This is a genomic window from Pseudomonas sp. Pmew2, from assembly GCF_058129885.1.
In genome coordinates this window covers 63,718-80,200 of the sequence record NZ_JBYJZP010000002.1, presented here as the reverse complement: position 1 = coordinate 80,200, position 16,483 = coordinate 63,718, and the positions used below count along the sequence as shown (strand labels likewise).

19 protein-coding genes and 2 pseudogenes are annotated in these 16,483 nt (G+C 55.3%); 16 read left to right on the top strand and 5 right to left on the bottom strand.

Annotated elements, in window-relative coordinates:
- The first annotated feature begins 14 nt into the window (after positions 1-14).
- From AC4ANK_RS29015 to AC4ANK_RS29005, 3 genes are all read left to right on the top strand, one after another.
- The gene (locus tag AC4ANK_RS29015) at positions 15-206 is read left to right on the top strand and encodes a hypothetical protein (RefSeq protein WP_010208571.1); all 192 of its coding nucleotides are present in this window, start codon (positions 15-17) and stop codon (positions 204-206) included.
- A gap of 182 nt (positions 207-388) precedes the next feature.
- A complete protein-coding gene (locus AC4ANK_RS29010; RefSeq protein WP_005759896.1) occupies positions 389-562 on the top strand; it encodes a hypothetical protein in 174 nt (57 codons plus the stop codon).
- A 157-nt stretch (positions 563-719) separates the two neighbouring features.
- Positions 720-1,166 carry a hypothetical protein gene (locus AC4ANK_RS29005; protein WP_460385251.1) on the top strand — a complete coding sequence of 149 codons (447 nt, stop codon included), beginning with the start codon at positions 720-722 and terminating at the stop codon, positions 1,164-1,166.
- Between the two features lie 75 nt (positions 1,167-1,241).
- Here the strand turns inward: AC4ANK_RS29005 and AC4ANK_RS29000 are convergent, their stop codons facing one another.
- From AC4ANK_RS29000 to AC4ANK_RS28985, 4 genes and pseudogenes are all read right to left on the bottom strand, one after another.
- Positions 1,242-1,781: a hypothetical protein gene (locus tag AC4ANK_RS29000; protein WP_085708086.1), complete on the bottom strand. Its 540-nt coding sequence runs from the start codon at positions 1,779-1,781 to the stop codon at positions 1,242-1,244.
- A gap of 191 nt (positions 1,782-1,972) precedes the next feature.
- Positions 1,973-5,004: pseudogene (locus AC4ANK_RS28995) on the bottom strand (Tn3 family transposase).
- 11 nt (positions 5,005-5,015) lie between these two features.
- Positions 5,016-5,417 (bottom strand): type II toxin-antitoxin system VapC family toxin, encoded by a 402-nt coding sequence (locus tag AC4ANK_RS28990; protein ID WP_460414701.1) that lies wholly within the window; start codon positions 5,415-5,417, stop codon positions 5,016-5,018.
- An 8-nt stretch (positions 5,418-5,425) separates the two neighbouring features.
- The gene (locus AC4ANK_RS28985) at positions 5,426-5,668 is read right to left on the bottom strand and encodes an antitoxin (RefSeq protein ID WP_460385249.1); all 243 of its coding nucleotides are present in this window, start codon (positions 5,666-5,668) and stop codon (positions 5,426-5,428) included.
- 191 nt (positions 5,669-5,859) lie between these two features.
- Between AC4ANK_RS28985 and AC4ANK_RS28980 the strand changes: the two are divergent.
- From AC4ANK_RS28980 to AC4ANK_RS28920, 13 genes and pseudogenes are all read left to right on the top strand, one after another.
- A pseudogene (locus tag AC4ANK_RS28980) lies at positions 5,860-6,474 on the top strand (recombinase family protein); the annotation flags it as partial.
- Positions 6,475-6,557: 83 nt separating this feature from the next.
- Positions 6,558-7,154: a VirB8 family type IV secretion system protein gene (locus tag AC4ANK_RS28975; RefSeq protein WP_489980880.1), complete on the top strand. Its 597-nt coding sequence runs from the start codon at positions 6,558-6,560 to the stop codon at positions 7,152-7,154.
- A complete protein-coding gene (locus AC4ANK_RS28970) occupies positions 7,144-7,953 on the top strand; it encodes a P-type conjugative transfer protein VirB9 (RefSeq protein WP_460385248.1) in 810 nt (269 codons plus the stop codon). The genes AC4ANK_RS28975 and AC4ANK_RS28970 overlap by 11 nt, the downstream gene beginning before the upstream one ends.
- Entirely contained in the window at positions 7,940-9,319 is a 1,380-nt protein-coding gene (locus AC4ANK_RS28965) for a TrbI/VirB10 family protein (protein ID WP_460385247.1), read from the top strand. Before AC4ANK_RS28970 ends, AC4ANK_RS28965 begins: the two co-directional genes overlap by 14 nt.
- 9 nt (positions 9,320-9,328) lie before the next feature.
- On the top strand, positions 9,329-10,384 hold the full coding sequence (virB11, locus tag AC4ANK_RS28960; RefSeq protein ID WP_460385246.1) for a P-type DNA transfer ATPase VirB11: 1,056 nt from the start codon (positions 9,329-9,331) through the stop codon (positions 10,382-10,384).
- A gap of 13 nt (positions 10,385-10,397) precedes the next feature.
- Positions 10,398-10,784 (top strand): hypothetical protein, encoded by a 387-nt coding sequence (locus AC4ANK_RS28955; protein WP_460414700.1) that lies wholly within the window; start codon positions 10,398-10,400, stop codon positions 10,782-10,784.
- On the top strand, positions 10,769-11,125 hold the full coding sequence (locus AC4ANK_RS28950; protein WP_460385244.1) for a hypothetical protein: 357 nt from the start codon (positions 10,769-10,771) through the stop codon (positions 11,123-11,125). Before AC4ANK_RS28955 ends, AC4ANK_RS28950 begins: the two co-directional genes overlap by 16 nt.
- Positions 11,126-11,402: 277 nt before the next feature.
- Positions 11,403-12,026, top strand: a complete 624-nt coding sequence (locus tag AC4ANK_RS28945) for a glycoside hydrolase family 25 protein (RefSeq protein ID WP_044424024.1) — start codon at positions 11,403-11,405, stop codon at positions 12,024-12,026.
- A gap of 330 nt (positions 12,027-12,356) precedes the next feature.
- Positions 12,357-12,590: a hypothetical protein gene (locus AC4ANK_RS28940; protein WP_057446972.1), complete on the top strand. Its 234-nt coding sequence runs from the start codon at positions 12,357-12,359 to the stop codon at positions 12,588-12,590.
- The gene (locus tag AC4ANK_RS28935; RefSeq protein ID WP_460385243.1) at positions 12,590-14,257 is read left to right on the top strand and encodes a type IV secretory system conjugative DNA transfer family protein; all 1,668 of its coding nucleotides are present in this window, start codon (positions 12,590-12,592) and stop codon (positions 14,255-14,257) included. The genes AC4ANK_RS28940 and AC4ANK_RS28935 overlap by 1 nt, the downstream gene beginning before the upstream one ends.
- A 40-nt stretch (positions 14,258-14,297) precedes the next feature.
- Positions 14,298-14,660, top strand: coding sequence for a TrbM/KikA/MpfK family conjugal transfer protein (locus tag AC4ANK_RS28930; protein WP_044310704.1), 363 nt, complete (start codon positions 14,298-14,300; stop codon positions 14,658-14,660).
- Between the two features lie 29 nt (positions 14,661-14,689).
- On the top strand, positions 14,690-15,088 hold the full coding sequence (locus AC4ANK_RS28925) for a hypothetical protein (RefSeq protein ID WP_460385242.1): 399 nt from the start codon (positions 14,690-14,692) through the stop codon (positions 15,086-15,088).
- A gap of 87 nt (positions 15,089-15,175) precedes the next feature.
- Complete coding sequence (locus tag AC4ANK_RS28920; protein WP_095205442.1) at positions 15,176-15,727, top strand: hypothetical protein; 552 nt, start codon at positions 15,176-15,178, stop codon at positions 15,725-15,727.
- Here AC4ANK_RS28920 and AC4ANK_RS28915 read toward each other — a convergent pair.
- A complete protein-coding gene (locus tag AC4ANK_RS28915; protein WP_460414699.1) occupies positions 15,716-16,279 on the bottom strand; it encodes a hypothetical protein in 564 nt (187 codons plus the stop codon). The two genes, AC4ANK_RS28920 and AC4ANK_RS28915, sit on opposite strands and share 12 nt — an antisense overlap.
- Positions 16,280-16,483: the final 204 nt, after the last annotated feature.

Sequence of the window (16,483 nt, the reverse complement as noted above, 5' to 3'; positions counted from 1 at the left end):
ATGGGGGATTATTAATGCAGCTGCATGAAGCGTTTCAACTGGTGGAAGCACTGGGCGTTGAAGAAGCCAATCAGCGAATCCAACAGGAAGGGTGGAAGTTGTTAGCTATCACACAGCGTGAACGCGTCGGATCCGTATATGTCCTTGGAAAGGCCGGACCGGTCGACCCGAAACCGAAAACGGATTGGGAAGCAATGGTTGGATAAGCCTCGGCATACGCCTGGTCGCAAGGGCATGAAGGTGCTGCTGCCGAAGCAGCGAACAAATCCGATGGGGCAATACCAACCGCATGACTATTGCAGTGGGTCATCACTAAATGTCAACTGACAAACCTTTCGATTGTCTATAAAATGAGCGTACATCCAGCCGATCCCTCTGGGAGGTCGACATGACTGCAAAAGCCAAAAAAACCAGCAAGACTGAAAACCCGCATATTGAAGCTGCGGAGCGCTTTCGCCAGCTGGCTCAGATTCTTGCTGGCGATCCTGCTGAAGCTAAGGCTTTCCGCCTTAAAACAGGCGTATATAACACAAACGGCCAGCTGAAGGCCGCCTATCGCTGATGTATCAACAGCTTCCCTCATTTGTTCTCGGTTTTCACGGTTGCGATCGAAAAATCGGGGAAGCTGTGCTCGCTGGTGAGCATGTTGCTCAGAGTGTCAACGATTATGACTGGTTGGGTGAAGGCGCATATTTCTGGGAAACAGTCCAGAGCGTGCTTTGAGCTATGCCCAACACATCAAAAAACACTCCGGCCGTGGCAAAGGTGCGATCAAGCGGCCATTTGTCATTGGCGCTGTGATCGACTTAGGTTTATGTCTAAATCTGACGGACGAAGGCGCTCTTGATGAGCTTCGAGCTGCTTACGACATCCTTGTTGCTACGTCCGAGGACATACCACTCAACACCCCTGGTTTTAATGGCGATCAGGACAATCTCAAACGTAAACTAGATTGCGCTGTGTTCCAGACATTGCACCAGGCTCGCGTTGCGGTAGGGCTACCGGATTACGCATCAATCCGGTCTCCCTTTCTGGAAGGGCCGGATCTATACCCAGGCACTTCTTTTCGCAAGCAAACGCATGTGCAGATTTGCATAAGAGATATGTCCTGCATTAAGGGATATTTCCTGCCCAGAAATGCTGATGGTTCGCTCTTCCAGCTCTAGGCAGTAGGCCCACCTAGTTTGTCATACTCAATACTTCACCTGAATGGAAATTTCGGGAATTCCGGCTTACACCCCCTATTTGCAATGTTGCGTGGCCAACGCCTCAATGCGCGGATTGAATTCTTCTGGTCGCAGGCTCTCCAGTGGGCCGTGTTGCGGCCACACCTGGAGAACATTGGCGCGTCGCTGAGGTATCGGGCCACCGCAGTATTGCGGACCGATAAGCCAGGTCGGCACGTTATGCCAGGCATAGTGCATGTACATCATGCGTGCACAATCTTCCAGCTGGCCAAGGTCATTGGCCTCATCGGCAAATACAACCAAAGCCACCAGGTGATTGCATACTTCACAATAGACCTCCTCAACCGGGACCTGCCCACGTGGCTCAGATAACCGGACGGGGAGGGCTGTAAGACGTCCACGACCCAGTGTCGTTTCCAGACGATGGGTCAATGCCTCGCTGATAGGTTCAAACACCTTGAGACGCTGCGCTGTCATGGGGTCTTGCGGATCGCCCGCGACTTCACTGGAGATTCGCGTTTCACCGTCAACCGTGGATTCGATCACCAACCTGCCCAACTCACCCATATCGATGTCACGAAAGGCGTACACCATCCCTTCAGGCAAGGGCTGGCGGGTAACAGAAATGTTAGGGGGCAACCAAAAATCGCCGCCTGACGTATCGGGGTGATCGGTCCGTGTAGTCATGCTTCGCTCCAATGCAACGCTGGCCCACCAAATCGGGGTTGTACGCCCAAACCCCAGATTTTTTTGTTGGACTGAATGACGGCCCCCAGAAAGCTTCGTCATCCCAGATCCATTCCTTCAATCATTATATCGAGGTCAATAAGCTTCCCTTCGCTGTTAAAGGTGTAGTGCCCGTTGAGTAGGATGTGTCGCCAGGCTACCGGCGATATTTGAGCGAGCCATCCCAGTGCCTTGGTGTTATCGCTCGCCTCGTACTTGGTCAACAGCCGGGACAGGATCGCCGAGTTGTAATAGATGATCGCGTTACCAATCAGACGCGCGCACTGGTTGCTGATTTCTATCTCGATGTCGGTGCGCCCGGTCAACTCTTTCTTGCCCCCAACCTGGGCGATGGCCGAGCGTAGCTGGTGATAGGACTCGATACGGTTCTGCGAGCGGTGCACGTTTCGTTCAAGTTGCGGATCGCGTAGATAGCGCAGCGTATAGATGCTGCGTATCAGTTTGTCGAACTCGAAGATCGCGCGCCGCGTTGGGTTTGGCGCGGTGTAGGTGCAGAGTTTGCGAATCAGTACTCCTTGCGTCATTTCCTTCAGACCCAGGGTGGCAACAATCTGATCGATATTGGACTTTTCGCTGATGATGAGTTGCCGGTCGATCTGACCGACCGGCCGGATCAGGCATTTATCATAGAGTGACAGATCGTCTGCGCAGTACAGCTCCTTCAACTGATTGCCGAGGTTGGTGAATCGCGGTTCGAAACGCGAGCCAAACCAATGTAGGATGGCGAAGTTAACCTTGTTGACGCTGTGCATGTCTCCAGTGATTGCCGTCGGCACGATATCTGACGTATTGCGGTACCAGATGTCGAACACATGGTGGCCTTCGTAATCGTGAGCCCCCATCAGGTCGCCATTAAGCGGCACGTGGTTGCACAGCAGCGTGTAGGCAACCACGCCCTTGCCACGGCCAAAGTATTTGCGCGAGTAACGCGCCTTGATGGTGGGCCGTTCGACGCTAAATTTCTGACCATCGACTGCGCCGTACAGCACGTCGAGGTCAAACGAATAATGCGGGAAGATTGGCAGCGCACTGATGCCGTTGCTGATGCAATCGTTGGCGGCTTGTAGCGATGCCTGACGTAGATACTGCTGGTAGGTTGTCTCTAGCACATGGTAGGGAATGTCGCTCGTCTTGGCCATTACCAGGTTGCCGTGGTTCATGGCCTGGGCCATGATGACCGCCATCAGGCTATCGGCATCGGCTACTTTTTTCGCGTAGCGTGGCTGCAACGGCGTCAGCGGGGCTAGGAACTGGCACTGGCTGTTGACAAAGCGGAACACGTCGGCGATATCGCAGAACGGCAGTTGTTCGTAGAAGCTCTTTTCGCGCACGGGCTGCTTGTCGGCCTTGGGCTTGCGCCAGATCAGCACCTGTGTGTCCTTGTCATATTCCAGATGCGTCAGCTTGCCCTGTTTTAGTTCGCGGTTGAAGGCGAGCCATTGCGTGTGCAGCTCAGCTTTCAGTCTATCGAGTTGGACCTCAATCGGTTGACGCAGAAAGGGTATGTCCATCTGCGCCAGTATGTCGGCTTTCTCCTCCAGTGAAACCAGCTCGTCCATCAAATAGCGGTGTTGCAGACTGTCGTCCAGATAGATTCCTCCGGACTTGAAGCGCTTTCTGATCTGTCGGTACAGCCAGAATTCGTAGCGATCTGCGTGCAGTCCGGTCGCATTACCATCACTATCGAACGTCAGCAGGTACGGCCGCAGCCGTTTGGGCAGTGTCGCTACCGGGCATTCCGTCAGCGGCCGCTGCGCCAGGCGCTGCTGCCTGGCGAACACACCCTTGGCCCAGGCGAGCGCCGCGAGCCACGGATTGTCCGTTTTGATACTGGAGAAATCGAGCGCACCAAACAAAGGACGCAGCTGTCGCCGCATTCGGTCGGCAACGCTATCGATGGCCAGCCAGTGTCTTGCCAGCTTGTTTACTGGCTTTATACTCATACGCTGCGCAGTGCTTTGCAGCGTGCTCTTGGGCATGATTCTATAGGCGCGTTGCCGTACCTCGCCGAACGGCGTGGGATCCTCCACGCTGTCATCGACATAAAGCGAAAGTAAACGTCCGACTTTTGGCGTTTCCTGCTGCCTGCGAAGTTGTTCTGTTTCGAAGGATTTTTTAGCCGCCGCGCTGGTTTCGTCCTCGAACTGCTTCATGTGGTAGGCCAGTGCATCAACCAGGTTGTCGGTGAGCTGCCGATAGCGCAACCAGGCGTAACACAGCAAGTAAAGGTGGGTCTGATCGGGCCGTAGCCGACGCAAGTCGTAGACGGTGTAGAAATTCGCCAGGCTGGCGTAATAGAGCCGGTTTTGTTTCGAAATGTCGAACTGCGGCAGCAGTCTTTTGGCTATTCGATGCAAGGGGGCTAGAGTGGCACGCTTCTCGCGCTCACGGGCCATCTGCCTCCACCGAAAATCCTTGGCGTCCTGGCGCAGTACCGCGAGGCCAGAAAGAACATCGTCGCGTGCGATCAGCTCGGCAAGTGCTGCCTTGTCGGCTTCGCTTAGCACCTCCTCCAGTAGATCCCCCAGACGCTGCCGTTCCAACGACAGCGCTTCGCTGATCAGCTCTTGCAGTGTGGTGTAGCCCGGCCGGACAATTTTATGTTCCTGGAGCCAGACAATCAGTTCAGAGGCCACGAAACCGGGTGTCACATCGCGTCGAGCGATTTGTGCGGCCTGTTGGGCAAGCTGCTGCAGGAACCCCATTGACCACGGTCGGTAGCCGAACAGTTTGGTGATCAGCCGACGCTGCGTGTAGTGCTCGTAGTCAGTTATCGCCAGGGCTCAAACGCCTTACCGTTAAAGTAACGGTTCAGCACAAAAGCGACATCGCTACCTACGTCAGTAGTCCATGCGAAACGGAAGAACGCGTGCTTGGCCTTGAAGTAGCTGATTTGCAGAATGCAGTAGACTTGGGCATGGAATCCAGAACGACTCATAGCGAGTGCCAGTTCCGCTTCAGACAGCGAGAGGTATTTTAGCTGCTGTCCATCATCGAAGTCGGGTAGCCCGTAGAGTGCTTCCTGCTCAGCGTCTGACAGGACCGTCAGCAGTTTATTCTTCGCAGCCATTCGTTAGCGCCTCAGCGTCCTTCTATCCAGTCTTCGACAGCAAGTAGGCCATCAGGAACAAGAGTGAACGCCTTGTCATGGGTGATGAGCGTCGCGTTGGCTGCTACGGCATGCGCAGCAATCATCATGTCGAGTGCCCCCAAGGTGATGCCAGCTGCTGTGCAGGACGCCCGCAAATCACCATAAACGGTGGCAGCATGTCCATCCCACGGCAGTATCTGGACACGAAGCAAGAATTCTCGAATTAGGTTCGCAAGGGCTGCTGGGTGGCCCTTACGGGCCAAGCCATAGAGCAGTTCCGCTTGTGTGACGGCCGAGATAACGATGCTGTCCATCGACAACGTCGCTAGACGCTCGCGAACTTCGGGTGGATGACCTTTGATCACATAACTCGCTGTGTTCGTATCGAGCATGTAGCGGTTCAAAACAGATCCCTCTCTTCGGCTGGGCCATCTTCATGATCAGCCATGAAACTTGCCGGAATTTTGGTGCGATCAGCAAGTGCGAAGAACTCTGACCAAGATGCAGGCTTAGGCGACAATACAATGTCGCCGGTGTGGATATCTCGACGTATGAAGACTTCTGACCCCTGGAACCGAAACTCTTTTGGAAGCCGTACTGCTTGGCTTCGCCCGGTGACGAATAACTTGGCGGTGGTTGTCATGGAGGAACTCCTTTCGTGATAGCTATCAGCAGTATGTATCAAATGGCGATAGATATCAATAGTACCTATCGTAGGTCATGAGGTTGGTTCGAATTGGGTATCCTCTTAGCGAACCGACAATATGTGGTACTGTATTACTTGCCAAACAAACCAAATAGGACCAGTTCGCCAAAATGACCCTATTGGTACCGATGACCTACTTTGTCCGTGCATACCTGCGCGCTTCAACCAGCGAGCAGGACGCGCAACGAGCACGAGGCGCATTAGATAGCTTCGCTCGTGAGCGTGGAGTGGTTATTTGCAACCATTACGCAGAAAACGAATCAGGGGCACGACTTGACCGCCCAGCACTGTTTCGACTTTTAGCCGACAGCCGACCCAGCGACGTGCTGTTGGTGGAAGACGTTGATCGCCTATCGCGGCTAACCGGTGCCGAATGGGAAAAACTCAAAAAATTGATTCGGGAACGACAGGTTCGTGTGGTTGCCGTGAACGTCCCGACCACTTGGCAGCATCTTGCACCTGGGCAAAATGAATTCGATGCGCGCATGTTCGGAGCTATCAACGACATGCTGCTAGACATGCTCGCTGCAATTGCACGCCGTGATTATGAACAGCGCCGAGAGAGGCAAACGCAAGGTATCGCCAAGGCCAAGGCGAACGGGAAGTATCGAGGACGGCAAGTCGATCAAAATCGATATGGGGCTATTAACAGACTACTGGCCAGTGGTAGTTCGTGGTCGCAGGTGCAACGAACGATTGGCTGTAGCCGAAGCACAATCAGCAGTGCAATCAAATATGCACAAAAAATCGCAGTTAAATCTGGCCCTGAAACCACCAATCCGATCGGCCTGTAAGTTACGCGGTTGAGGCTTTCCCCCATCAAGCGATTAGCGGGTGGCTCCGTTCTTCAGCATCCGCAAAAAAATCTGGGGTTTGGGCGTACAACCCCAAGACCGTGCAACTTGGCCTGGTTCGGGTAGACAACAACTCCGGCTACACGGACGTGGTGTGGGCCGACGACAAGGGCAAGCCACCGGAGCAGATCGATGACGAGTTCTGGCTCTCGACTTATGTACAGTTTCGCGAGAGCTACAACTTCTCAAGCCACGACGCAGAGTTCGGCATGGTGGAGCTGATGTCCTACGGCGAGACGTTTACCGAGTACCGCAACTTCCAATTGTCCTCCAAGGGCTATCTGGAAGTGCTGGGAACTAACCGTCAAATCCGCACGGATATCAACAATATCAACTTCCTGGAACGCAAAGACCGGGAAGGCACCGCCCAGGTGCGGATCACCAAAACCGTGCTGGATCGCAACGGCACGCCTGATCCTCAGTTGGCCCCCGTGACCTGGGTGGCCACGGTGACCTACGACTACAAGAACCCTGCCAAAAAAGCCGGTGATCAGTGGCTAAACCCCCGAGGTTTTGGGGTCAAGGCCTACACGATGACCCAGGAAGTGGGGGTGTCCAATGGGAAATAAAGCCGCTTCAGGCCTGACGGCGCTGTTGGCCTTAACGTGTGTCGTCCCGGCTCTTGCCGAGAGCATGGGCACCGGCTCATCACTCGACCGGCGCGTGCAGACCGCTGTTTACAGCCCGGACAACGTGTACCGCATCCAGGCCTCGGTGGGTCGTACCTCGCTGGTACAGCTTCCGGCCAACGAGACCATCAACGAGGCGTCAGGCCTGATGGTGTCAGGTGATCCCAAGGCCTGGTCCATCGGCCCGAACAAGGCCGGTAACCTGGTGGCCATCAAGCCCATTACCGACCAGGAGCCCAACACTAATCTGGTGATCAACACCAACCGGCACACCTACCTGCTGGAACTGAAACTGGTGACTCGGGCTGCGGACATGACCTACGCGCTGCGCTTCACCTACCCCGAGCCGCCGAAAAAGACCGGCGATGTACGCCGTGACCCCGGCAACCCCTGTGACGGCCCGGTGCAAAACGGTCCCTATCAAAAGCGCTCCAGTTCAGAGAGCAGGTCCATAGCGCCCTATGAGGGCTGGGACAACGGCATGCTGACCTGCTTCCGCTTCACCGGCAACGGGCCGCGCCCGGTGCTGTACCAGGTACTGCCCGATGGCACCGAAACCGTGGCCGACGCGCACAACGAACAGAACGTGGTCGTGGTGCATGGGGTCAGCCGGTTGTTTCGGTTCCGCTTGAACAGCCTGGTTGTAGAGGCCCGGCCTACCGCCCAGGTAAACACGGGTTACAACTTCAACGGGACCACCACCGGCGAGATTCGGGAGCTCAAGCATGCAGAACAATGACAATGACAATGACAACGACCAGGCCCCGGCGAACACCCCAGGGCCGGACAGCATCGGGCCGCCCGAACCAGCAGCGATTACGGAGCAAGGAGCGGCACCGGAACACGCCCCGGCCTCGGAGCCCGCCAGCACCCAGGCCCGTGGGGCCTTTGACGTGCGGGCCAAGCGCACAGACGATACCCAAAACAGGAAGACGCTTTACCTGAGCCTGGCCGCGCTGGGGTTGGTGGGGCTGCTGGCTATTGCCGCGCTTTGCTACGCCACCATTTCCCGGATGAAAACCACCGGCTCCGAGGTCGATGAAACCCACGTCAAGAAGGATGCGACCCTGGATGTGAATCTGGGCAGCGACGACAGCATGAAGAAGGCTCGGGAAGCCAAGCTGGCGGCTGACAAGGCCGAAGAGGAACGACGAGCCCGAGCTGAAAGGGACCGATTGGCGAAGGAGGAAAAGGATAAAAGGGACGCCAATCGCGGATCGACCGATCAGGGACATGCCGCCAGTGTGCCGCCACCGCCCGGCCAGAACACACCGGTCGTGGAGACCCCCCGGCAACGCAAACTCGGGGCTGCAATGTTCGTCACTTCGGAAGATGCGATGGGCACCGGCGCTGCGGATACTCAGCCGCAACAGCCGACCAACGATCAGCCCTCACTGCCGCCTTCATTGCTGGCTGACGTGCAAGGCGGATCGAGCAGCGGTTTGGGTGGTGAATCGCCCTCCAGAAAACGCAGCAGTCTGAGTGACCTGGGCGGCACCACCTTTGCCCCGGCCAAGGCGTACCTGGCACCGAACCGCAAGTACCTGGTCAGCCACAACACCTACACGCGCTGCGCGCTGTACACCGAAATCATCAGCACTCACCCAGGGTTGGTGGATTGTCGTCTGACCGATCCGCTGTATTCCGCCGATGGCTCAACGGTGATTGCAGCGGCGGGTGACAAGCTCACCGGTGAACAGACGGTTGAGGTTGGGCCAGGCGAAACCAGCGTGTTCACCACCTGGACGGAACTTGAAACCCAATCGGGCGTGCGGGCCAAGCTGGACAGCCTCGGTGCAGGCCCTATGGGGGCCAGCGGGACCGAAGCCTGGATCAATCGTCACTACATGCAGCGCTTTGGCGGTGCAGTGATGTTGTCGTTCATCCAGGACGCGCTCCAGGCCGCGTCCAACACCACGCAGAAAAGCTCGGGGTCCGGAGGCTACACGGTGAACAGCAGTGAGCAGAACGTGGAGAGCATGGCCAACAAGGCGCTGGACAGCACCATCAACATTCCGGACACCGCGCACCTGCTGCCGGGCACCGTGATCACCGTCATCGTGGCCCGCGACATCGACTTTTCATCGGTTTTCGAGAACCGCTAAGGAGTATTCATGACGCAAGAACCAGATCACTCGCAAGACCCAGAGGAACAAGGGCTGACCGAAGACACGCTGGTCCTGGACTTTCTCGCCCAGGCAGGCGTCACCGAGCGCCTGAATCGCCCCGGCACCCAGGATGTGGCCATTAACCGGCCCTTTGAAATCTGGGTAGACGGTCCAGACGGCTGGGTGCGCGAGGACGCGCCCTGGCTCACCTACAGCCTGTGTTGGCGTCTGGCCAATGCGCTCTGTGCGCTGAGATCCCGCGTGCTGGCTCCTCATTCACCGATTCACACCGTTAAATTGCCGGGCGGGGAGCGGGGTCAGATCGTCATGGCACCGGCGTGCGAGGAAGGCACCCTGTCGATGACGTTTCGCAAACCCTCCTTGCTGCGCTTCACTCATAAGGATTACGTCAACAGTGGCCGCTATGACCGGGCCCAGGCCATCGCTTCACCGGTGTTGACCCTCAAGCCCTGGCAGTGCGACATGAAGGACGCTCACGCTGCCGGGGACTTTGACCCGTTCATGGAAATGGCCGTCGCCCATCTCCAGAACATCATCGTGTTCGGCGGGCCCGGGTCGGGTAAGACCACCTACGGCAAGACGCTGATCGACCTCTTTCCGGCTCACCGGCGCATGGTCACGATCCAGGAATCACTGGAAGACTCCCTGCCCTTTCATCCCAACCATGTGCATCTGCTTTATAGCGATGTGGTGACGCCCAAAGCCCTGGTGGCCAGCGCGCTACGGATGAAGCCTGACCACCTGTTCCTGGCCGAGCTGACCGGGGATGAGGTGTGGCACTTCATCGAGATTCTGAACACCGGCACCAAGGGCACCGTGACTACCGCGCACGCCAACGACAGTGAAGCAGGCTATGCCCGTGTATGCGGTCTGGTGAAGCAATCGGAGGTCGGCAAGGGCCTGGACTACGCTTACATCGAACGCCTGGTCCGCACCTCGTTCGATGTGGTGGTGTACATGGAAAAGACGGACATCCTGGAAGTGCATTACGAACCCGAACACAAGCTGGCCCTGCTCAATGGTCAGCGTCAACGACGCTAAATAGGAGTGGGTCATGTGGTTGAAACGGATTTTTACTCGGAAGTTTGCAACACGCGGTAGCGGTAAGCGCGTAGCAGAAAGGCCCAAGCCACCCACGCAGCCATACGTTCTGCTGCTCAATTACTCACAGTTCTACGCAGTGGCTGAAGCCATCCAGATGGATTACGTCACGCTGCACAACAGCATTACGCGCAATCCTGCACACGGCCTGGAGAAAGCCCTTGTAGAACGCGAGCGGCACAACCGTGATGCATTGGGGCAAGTGTTCACGATGATCGAAGCAATCCAGCCTTATCCGAGGACGTTAGCAGCATTCGAGGCGGCACGTGCTCATGTTCAGAAGGCCGAGCACACGCTCGCCCGGCAGGGTGATAGGAGACGTTTATGTGGTGGAGACTGACATTACTGGTCATCGCATTGATGCTGGTGTTCTTCGTGGCAGGTCTTTATGCAGGGGGTGCGATGTTTCTGCAACTGACCCAAGGGCACTCCGCGGGCTTGTCCTGGGACACGCTGTGGGAGGCCAGGAAGCTGCCCTGGAACGACCGGCGGATGCTGTACGTGCCCTGGTCGTGGTGTGTGACGGCGGCCCTCACGTTCCTGCCGGTCGGCATCACGCTGATGGCCGTTTTCGTGCGCTTGAAGCCCAAGACCTCGCTGCACGGTGATGCCCGCTTTGCCAACGACCGCGAACTGCGCCAGTTCGAGTACCAAGGCGAGTACAAGAACACCAGTAAGTAGGCATTGCACCCGCGTCGCCCGCTGATAGTCCCGCATTTTCAAAGCTTTTCCATGCACCGCCATGCAGTCGGCTATGCCCGGAAGCCACCTTGCAGGAGATTCTCAATGGAAATATCAGAAGGATGCTTGGGCAACCCTTGTCGTGCCGAAAATCCCGATGCGCAGTAGATGAGTGGAACCAAGAGTAGAAAGGGGCCACTCATAACGTTGGCAGTGTTTTTAAAGAACTGCTGATACTAGTTATAAAATTTCCCAATACGAAAAACAGGAGAGATTCGTGAGTACAAATAGCAAAGGTATTGACCTGTCGCATTTCCAAGGTGATGTCGATTTTAAAAAAGTTACTGAGGCTGGCATTGAGTACGCCTTTATCAAAGCGACAGAAGGCGCTACTGTACAGGATGCAAAATATACCACATATCGTACTGACGCTAGAGCTGTCGGAATAAAAACGGGGGCATATCATTACTTTCGAGCGCTTAGTAGCACGCCGGAAGCACAGCGAGATAACATCGTTAGTACACTTACCGCTGCCGACTTCGATGCATCTACTGAGTTTTTTGCTATTGATGTGGAACTAGCGGGCAACGAAAAAGCTACCCCGGACGAAATGGCTGATAACCTTCATAAACTGCTGACCTTATTGGAAAGCGAAAAAATTCTGCAGGGGAAAAAACCATTCATATATTGCAATAACAATTTCTGGGTGAATAATATTTCAGGAGATAAATATGCCTTTAGTGAATACCCTCTGTGGATCGCTAATTGGGATGTTAGCGAACCTAAAGTTCCATCTACATGGACAGTAGCAGGTAAAAGCTGGTCGATTTGGCAGCACAGTAACAAAGGTCGCATCGATGGCATTGAGGCTGATGTAGATCTTGATTGGGTCCGTATTTGATCCAATGATTTTGCAATTTGGCTAAGCGCTAAGGAGCCGCTGATCCATTCGATTTTTCGTCCCGGCAACGCTCTGGATACCTTGATTTATCCGGGGGCAACAGCTGGGGTTCAGAATATATCAGCGGCTCCTTAATACGAGCCCGAGGGATTCTTCAGTCTTAGATAATCTGAGCCAAAAAGCGCGCTGATTACGACCCGTTACAAGTAGCCATTACGCGCGTATCCCCCCCTGATACATCCGCATTTTCAGACCATCCCCATGCAACGCCACACAGTCAGCTACCAGCCGCCTGGCGTTTGGCTGTGCCTACTCAAAGGAAATATGACGATGAATGTACGTACCGCACTGACCCTGTCCGCAGTATTCATGCTGTCCCTGACTGGCTGCGCGACTCAGTCACAGCTTGATCGACAGTCGAACCAGCTCGAAGTCATCAGCGCCTCGCTCAAGCAGATTCAGGCCAACCAGCAGGTGTCCATCGCCCTGCAACACCAGCAGGCCGCACTTCAGGCGCAAAGCAACAACGAACAGACGCTTCAGCGTCAAGCAGGGGGCCGCTGATGGCCAAAGCTAAATCCAAACCCATCAGCCCGGACAATCCCCAAGAACGGATCGAGGAGCACCCCGCGATCCTCATTGGCAAACACCCCACCAAGGACACCTTCTTAGCCAGCTATGGCCAGACGTTCGTCATGCTGGCCGCGCCCCCTGGCACCGGCAAAACGGTGGGGGTCGTTACCCCCAATCTATTGAGCTACCCCGATTCGGTGGTGGTGAACGACCCCAAATTCGAAAACTGGAGGGACACGGCAGGTTTTCGGGCCGCAGCCGGACACAAGGTCTACCGCTTTTCGCCGGAGCTTCTGGAGACGCACCGCTGGAACCCGCTAAGCGCACTCAGCCGCGACCCGCTGTACCGCTTGGGGCAGATACGCACGCTGGCGGGTGTGCTGTTCGTGTCGGACAACCCCAAGAACCAGGAGTGGTACAACAAGGCTGCCAACGTGTTTGCGGCCATCTTGCTGTACCTGATGGAAATGGAGGGCATGAAGCTCAATGGTATGAAGCTGACCTTGCCCCAGGCCTATGAGGTGGCGTCACTGGGCACCGGGCTCGGTGTATGGGCGCAGCAAGCCATCGAGCAACACAGCACTGGCCCCAACGCGCTGTCAGTGGAAACCCTTCGAGAGCTCAATGGCGTGTTCGAGGCCTCGAAGAACAAGAGCAGCGGATGGTCCACCACCGTCGATATCCTGCGCGGTGCCTTGTCCATGTATGCCGAGAAAACGGTGGCCTGGGCAGTCTCAGACACCGACATTGACTTCACCAAGCTGCGCAAGGAGAAGATCAGCATCTACTTTTGCGTGACCGGTAACGCCATCAAGAAATACGGCCCGCTGATGAACCTGTTCTTCACTCAGGCCATTCAGCAGAACACCGATGTGATGCCCGAGCAGGGTGGTCATTGCGCAGACGGCACGTTGATACTCAAGTATCAGGTGTTGTTCGTGATCGACGAAATCGCGGTCATGGGCCGTATCGAGATCATGGAAATGGCCCCGGCGCTGACACGCGGTGCAGGCCTTCGCTACATCATCATTTTTCAGGGCAAGGACCAGCTGCGCAGCGAGCGCACGTATGGCCGGGAGGCTGGCAACGGCATCATGCAGGCCTTTCACATCGAAATCGTCTACGGCACCGGCAATGTCGAGCTGGCCAAGGAGTACAGCACGCGCCTGGGCAACACCACGGTGCGCGTCCATAACCAGTCGTTGAACAGACAGAAGCACGAGGTGGGTGCTCGAGGTCAAACAGACAGTTACAGCGAGCAGCCCCGGCCCTTGTTGCTGCCCCAGGAGGTGAACGAGTTGCCTTTCGACAAGCAATTGATTTTTGTCCAGGGCAACCGGCAAACAGAGCCCATGAAAATTCTGGCGCGCAAGATCATTTACTTCGAAGAGGACGTGTTCAAAGCGCGACAGAAGATGACCCCTCCGCCCTTGCCGGTTGGAGACGCAACCAAAATCGACGCGCTCACCGTGCCGGTGCGCACCGTCGAAGCCAAGGTGGCCGTGGCCGACACCAAGCCCATGCAGGCCGAACAGCGGCAGCGCTGGAACCCCAAAGACAAAGCGTCCGAAGTGGCTCAGGCCGAAGCGGTCAAGGCTCAGCCCCCCGAGCCAGATCCCGAGCCTGCGCAGACTGACGATACCCCCGAAACGATGTAACACCCCCACCGGCGCCATCCGGCGTCAGCAGGAGCAAAACATGAATACCTTCAGCAAAACGGCTGACCGCCAGGGTCATGTCGCTGGCAACGCCGTGCCCGGTCGCGGCAAAACGCGGGTCTGCGCACTGTTTGCGGTGTGCCTGCTGGGCAGCGGCTCGGCCTTCGCCGGTGACCCGTGCAAGTCCGTGCTGTGCCTCTACGGCAAATTCACCGGCAACAGCGGTGGCAGTGAATGCCGCAGCGCCGAACAGGACTACTTCAGCATCCTGGTCAAGAAGCACGGAAACATCAGATGGAGCCAGACCGCTACGGCGCGCCAGGACTACCTCAACAGCTGTCCCGGTGCTGATCAGGGATACACCAAAAAAATCAACGACAAGTTCGGCAAGGTCCGGGGTTGATTCTGCACTCTATGAGAGAGGTGATTATCATGATTTTTAAGAAAAACCAGCTAAGTGAAGATGTAAGAAAGAATCTGATTCTTCAAGGTGTATTGAAATACAACGAGGCAATGGAAATGCTGGCGTGGTGTTCCGGTATTCAGTGGCCGACCACGGAAGAAGGATTTTGTGAAACGGTCAACGTACTTGCTCACCGAGCTCTTTATGAGGGCAAGGTATTAGCGTATTTCGAGGGGATGGACTCTGCTATCAGGGAAGACCTGGAAAAGAACCCTGCCAGCCTGTTGGAAATAAAAGAAATCCTAAGCCATCCCCTTCGTGATGTTTTGTCAGTTCAGAGCGTTGTGAACAAATTTTCTCAAACGCTCCCGCTTTCTGATGTCGTTCAGGAAACGGACTTTGTCCAAGAAAATAGTATCAAAGTGTAATGATTATGATGCCAGCGCTTGATTGATAAATGACGCTAATAACTGAATTTCATTAGGGTGGTTAACACCCTGTTGAGGATAAAGCAATTGAAAATCGAACCGTTTATTTCACGTATTGAAAACGCCCTGAGCCAGAACGAAAAGTGCACGGGTGGCCTTATGGCCGCCACTCGGGTGTTTGGTATCCCTCTTGGTGCATCAGGTGCTCCCGAAGTCTTGACGCTCATCTACGCAGATGGTGTGTTCGCCAATAGCTTCTGGTACGGCCATGTGGTTCAGCACCCAATGAAATCCGGCGTATTTGTGGCTCTTTTGACATGGACCAACCGGTTTGTGAATGCCCAAACAGTGCCTTTGCTGTTTGAGCGTTTTGATCATTGGACGCGGGTGGCACTGGAGTACCACCCGTGCACGGTGCAATCTGAGGATGATGCCTATGCAGAGTGTCCGAGCTTTGACGAAGCGGTGGGTGCCCTGGAAACCATGATCAGTCGATTCGATCATGATATGAGAAGCGGTTACGAGGGGAGTGAATACGCCAGTTGCCCATCGGACTTACGCATCATTGACATCTACGGCGTCTCCAATTTGCGCGATCCCAATGGCGTCTTACCGGCCATCCCCAACTCAAGGAAGTAAGCCTTGCAACTTCACCCATGAAGTATTACCTGCCATCAAGGTCAGTGCGTTTTTAGACACACTAAAGGGAGAGTCGTGAGTGGGGTTACCGCTATCGGAATAGACTTTTAGCAATTTGCAAGGGTTGACAGTGTCCCAAATGGCGGAGGCGTTACTCCCTTTGCGTTTATCGAAGACAAAATGGAAGCCATACGACATGCCACTTTTGTTTTCGGCACTAAAGTCTTCAAGGGTCAACAGTATGTAAGGGATAGCCCAAACTTCGATACCTACATACGACCACACTCTCTTTTTGTCTGCGCGCGCTATCATGGATCGAAAATGACTCTTGGGCAGGTTGCCTTTTCCACAAAGGGCTAAACAAAAGGAATAGGCAGTTTTCAGGTTTTCATCGTTGATGAATTGCTTGCGCAACTGCTCGCCTCGCGCATCATCGTATCCATCGGGCTCCATGCCGCGAAAGCGGCGTGTGCGCTGGGCCAGGATGCAATCGTCAAGCGGGTTGGCTTCTTTCGATAAATTTGCGTGATCAAATCGTGGTGTGGTTTCCACGTTTGGCGTATTGACGCCATATAGATGAACGACTTCATGGCAAGCGTCGCAGTAAGGAAGAACCTGAAGCGCTCTGTAGTTCGCAGGAGCACGTGAAACAAATTCGACAGGGTCAACCAGGTCGCCGTGGGGGTTTGCGAATCGAGCTTTTCTCATCAATAGCCTCGGCATAAGTGGGGCGCGTTATTTGTAATCGACTCCTCT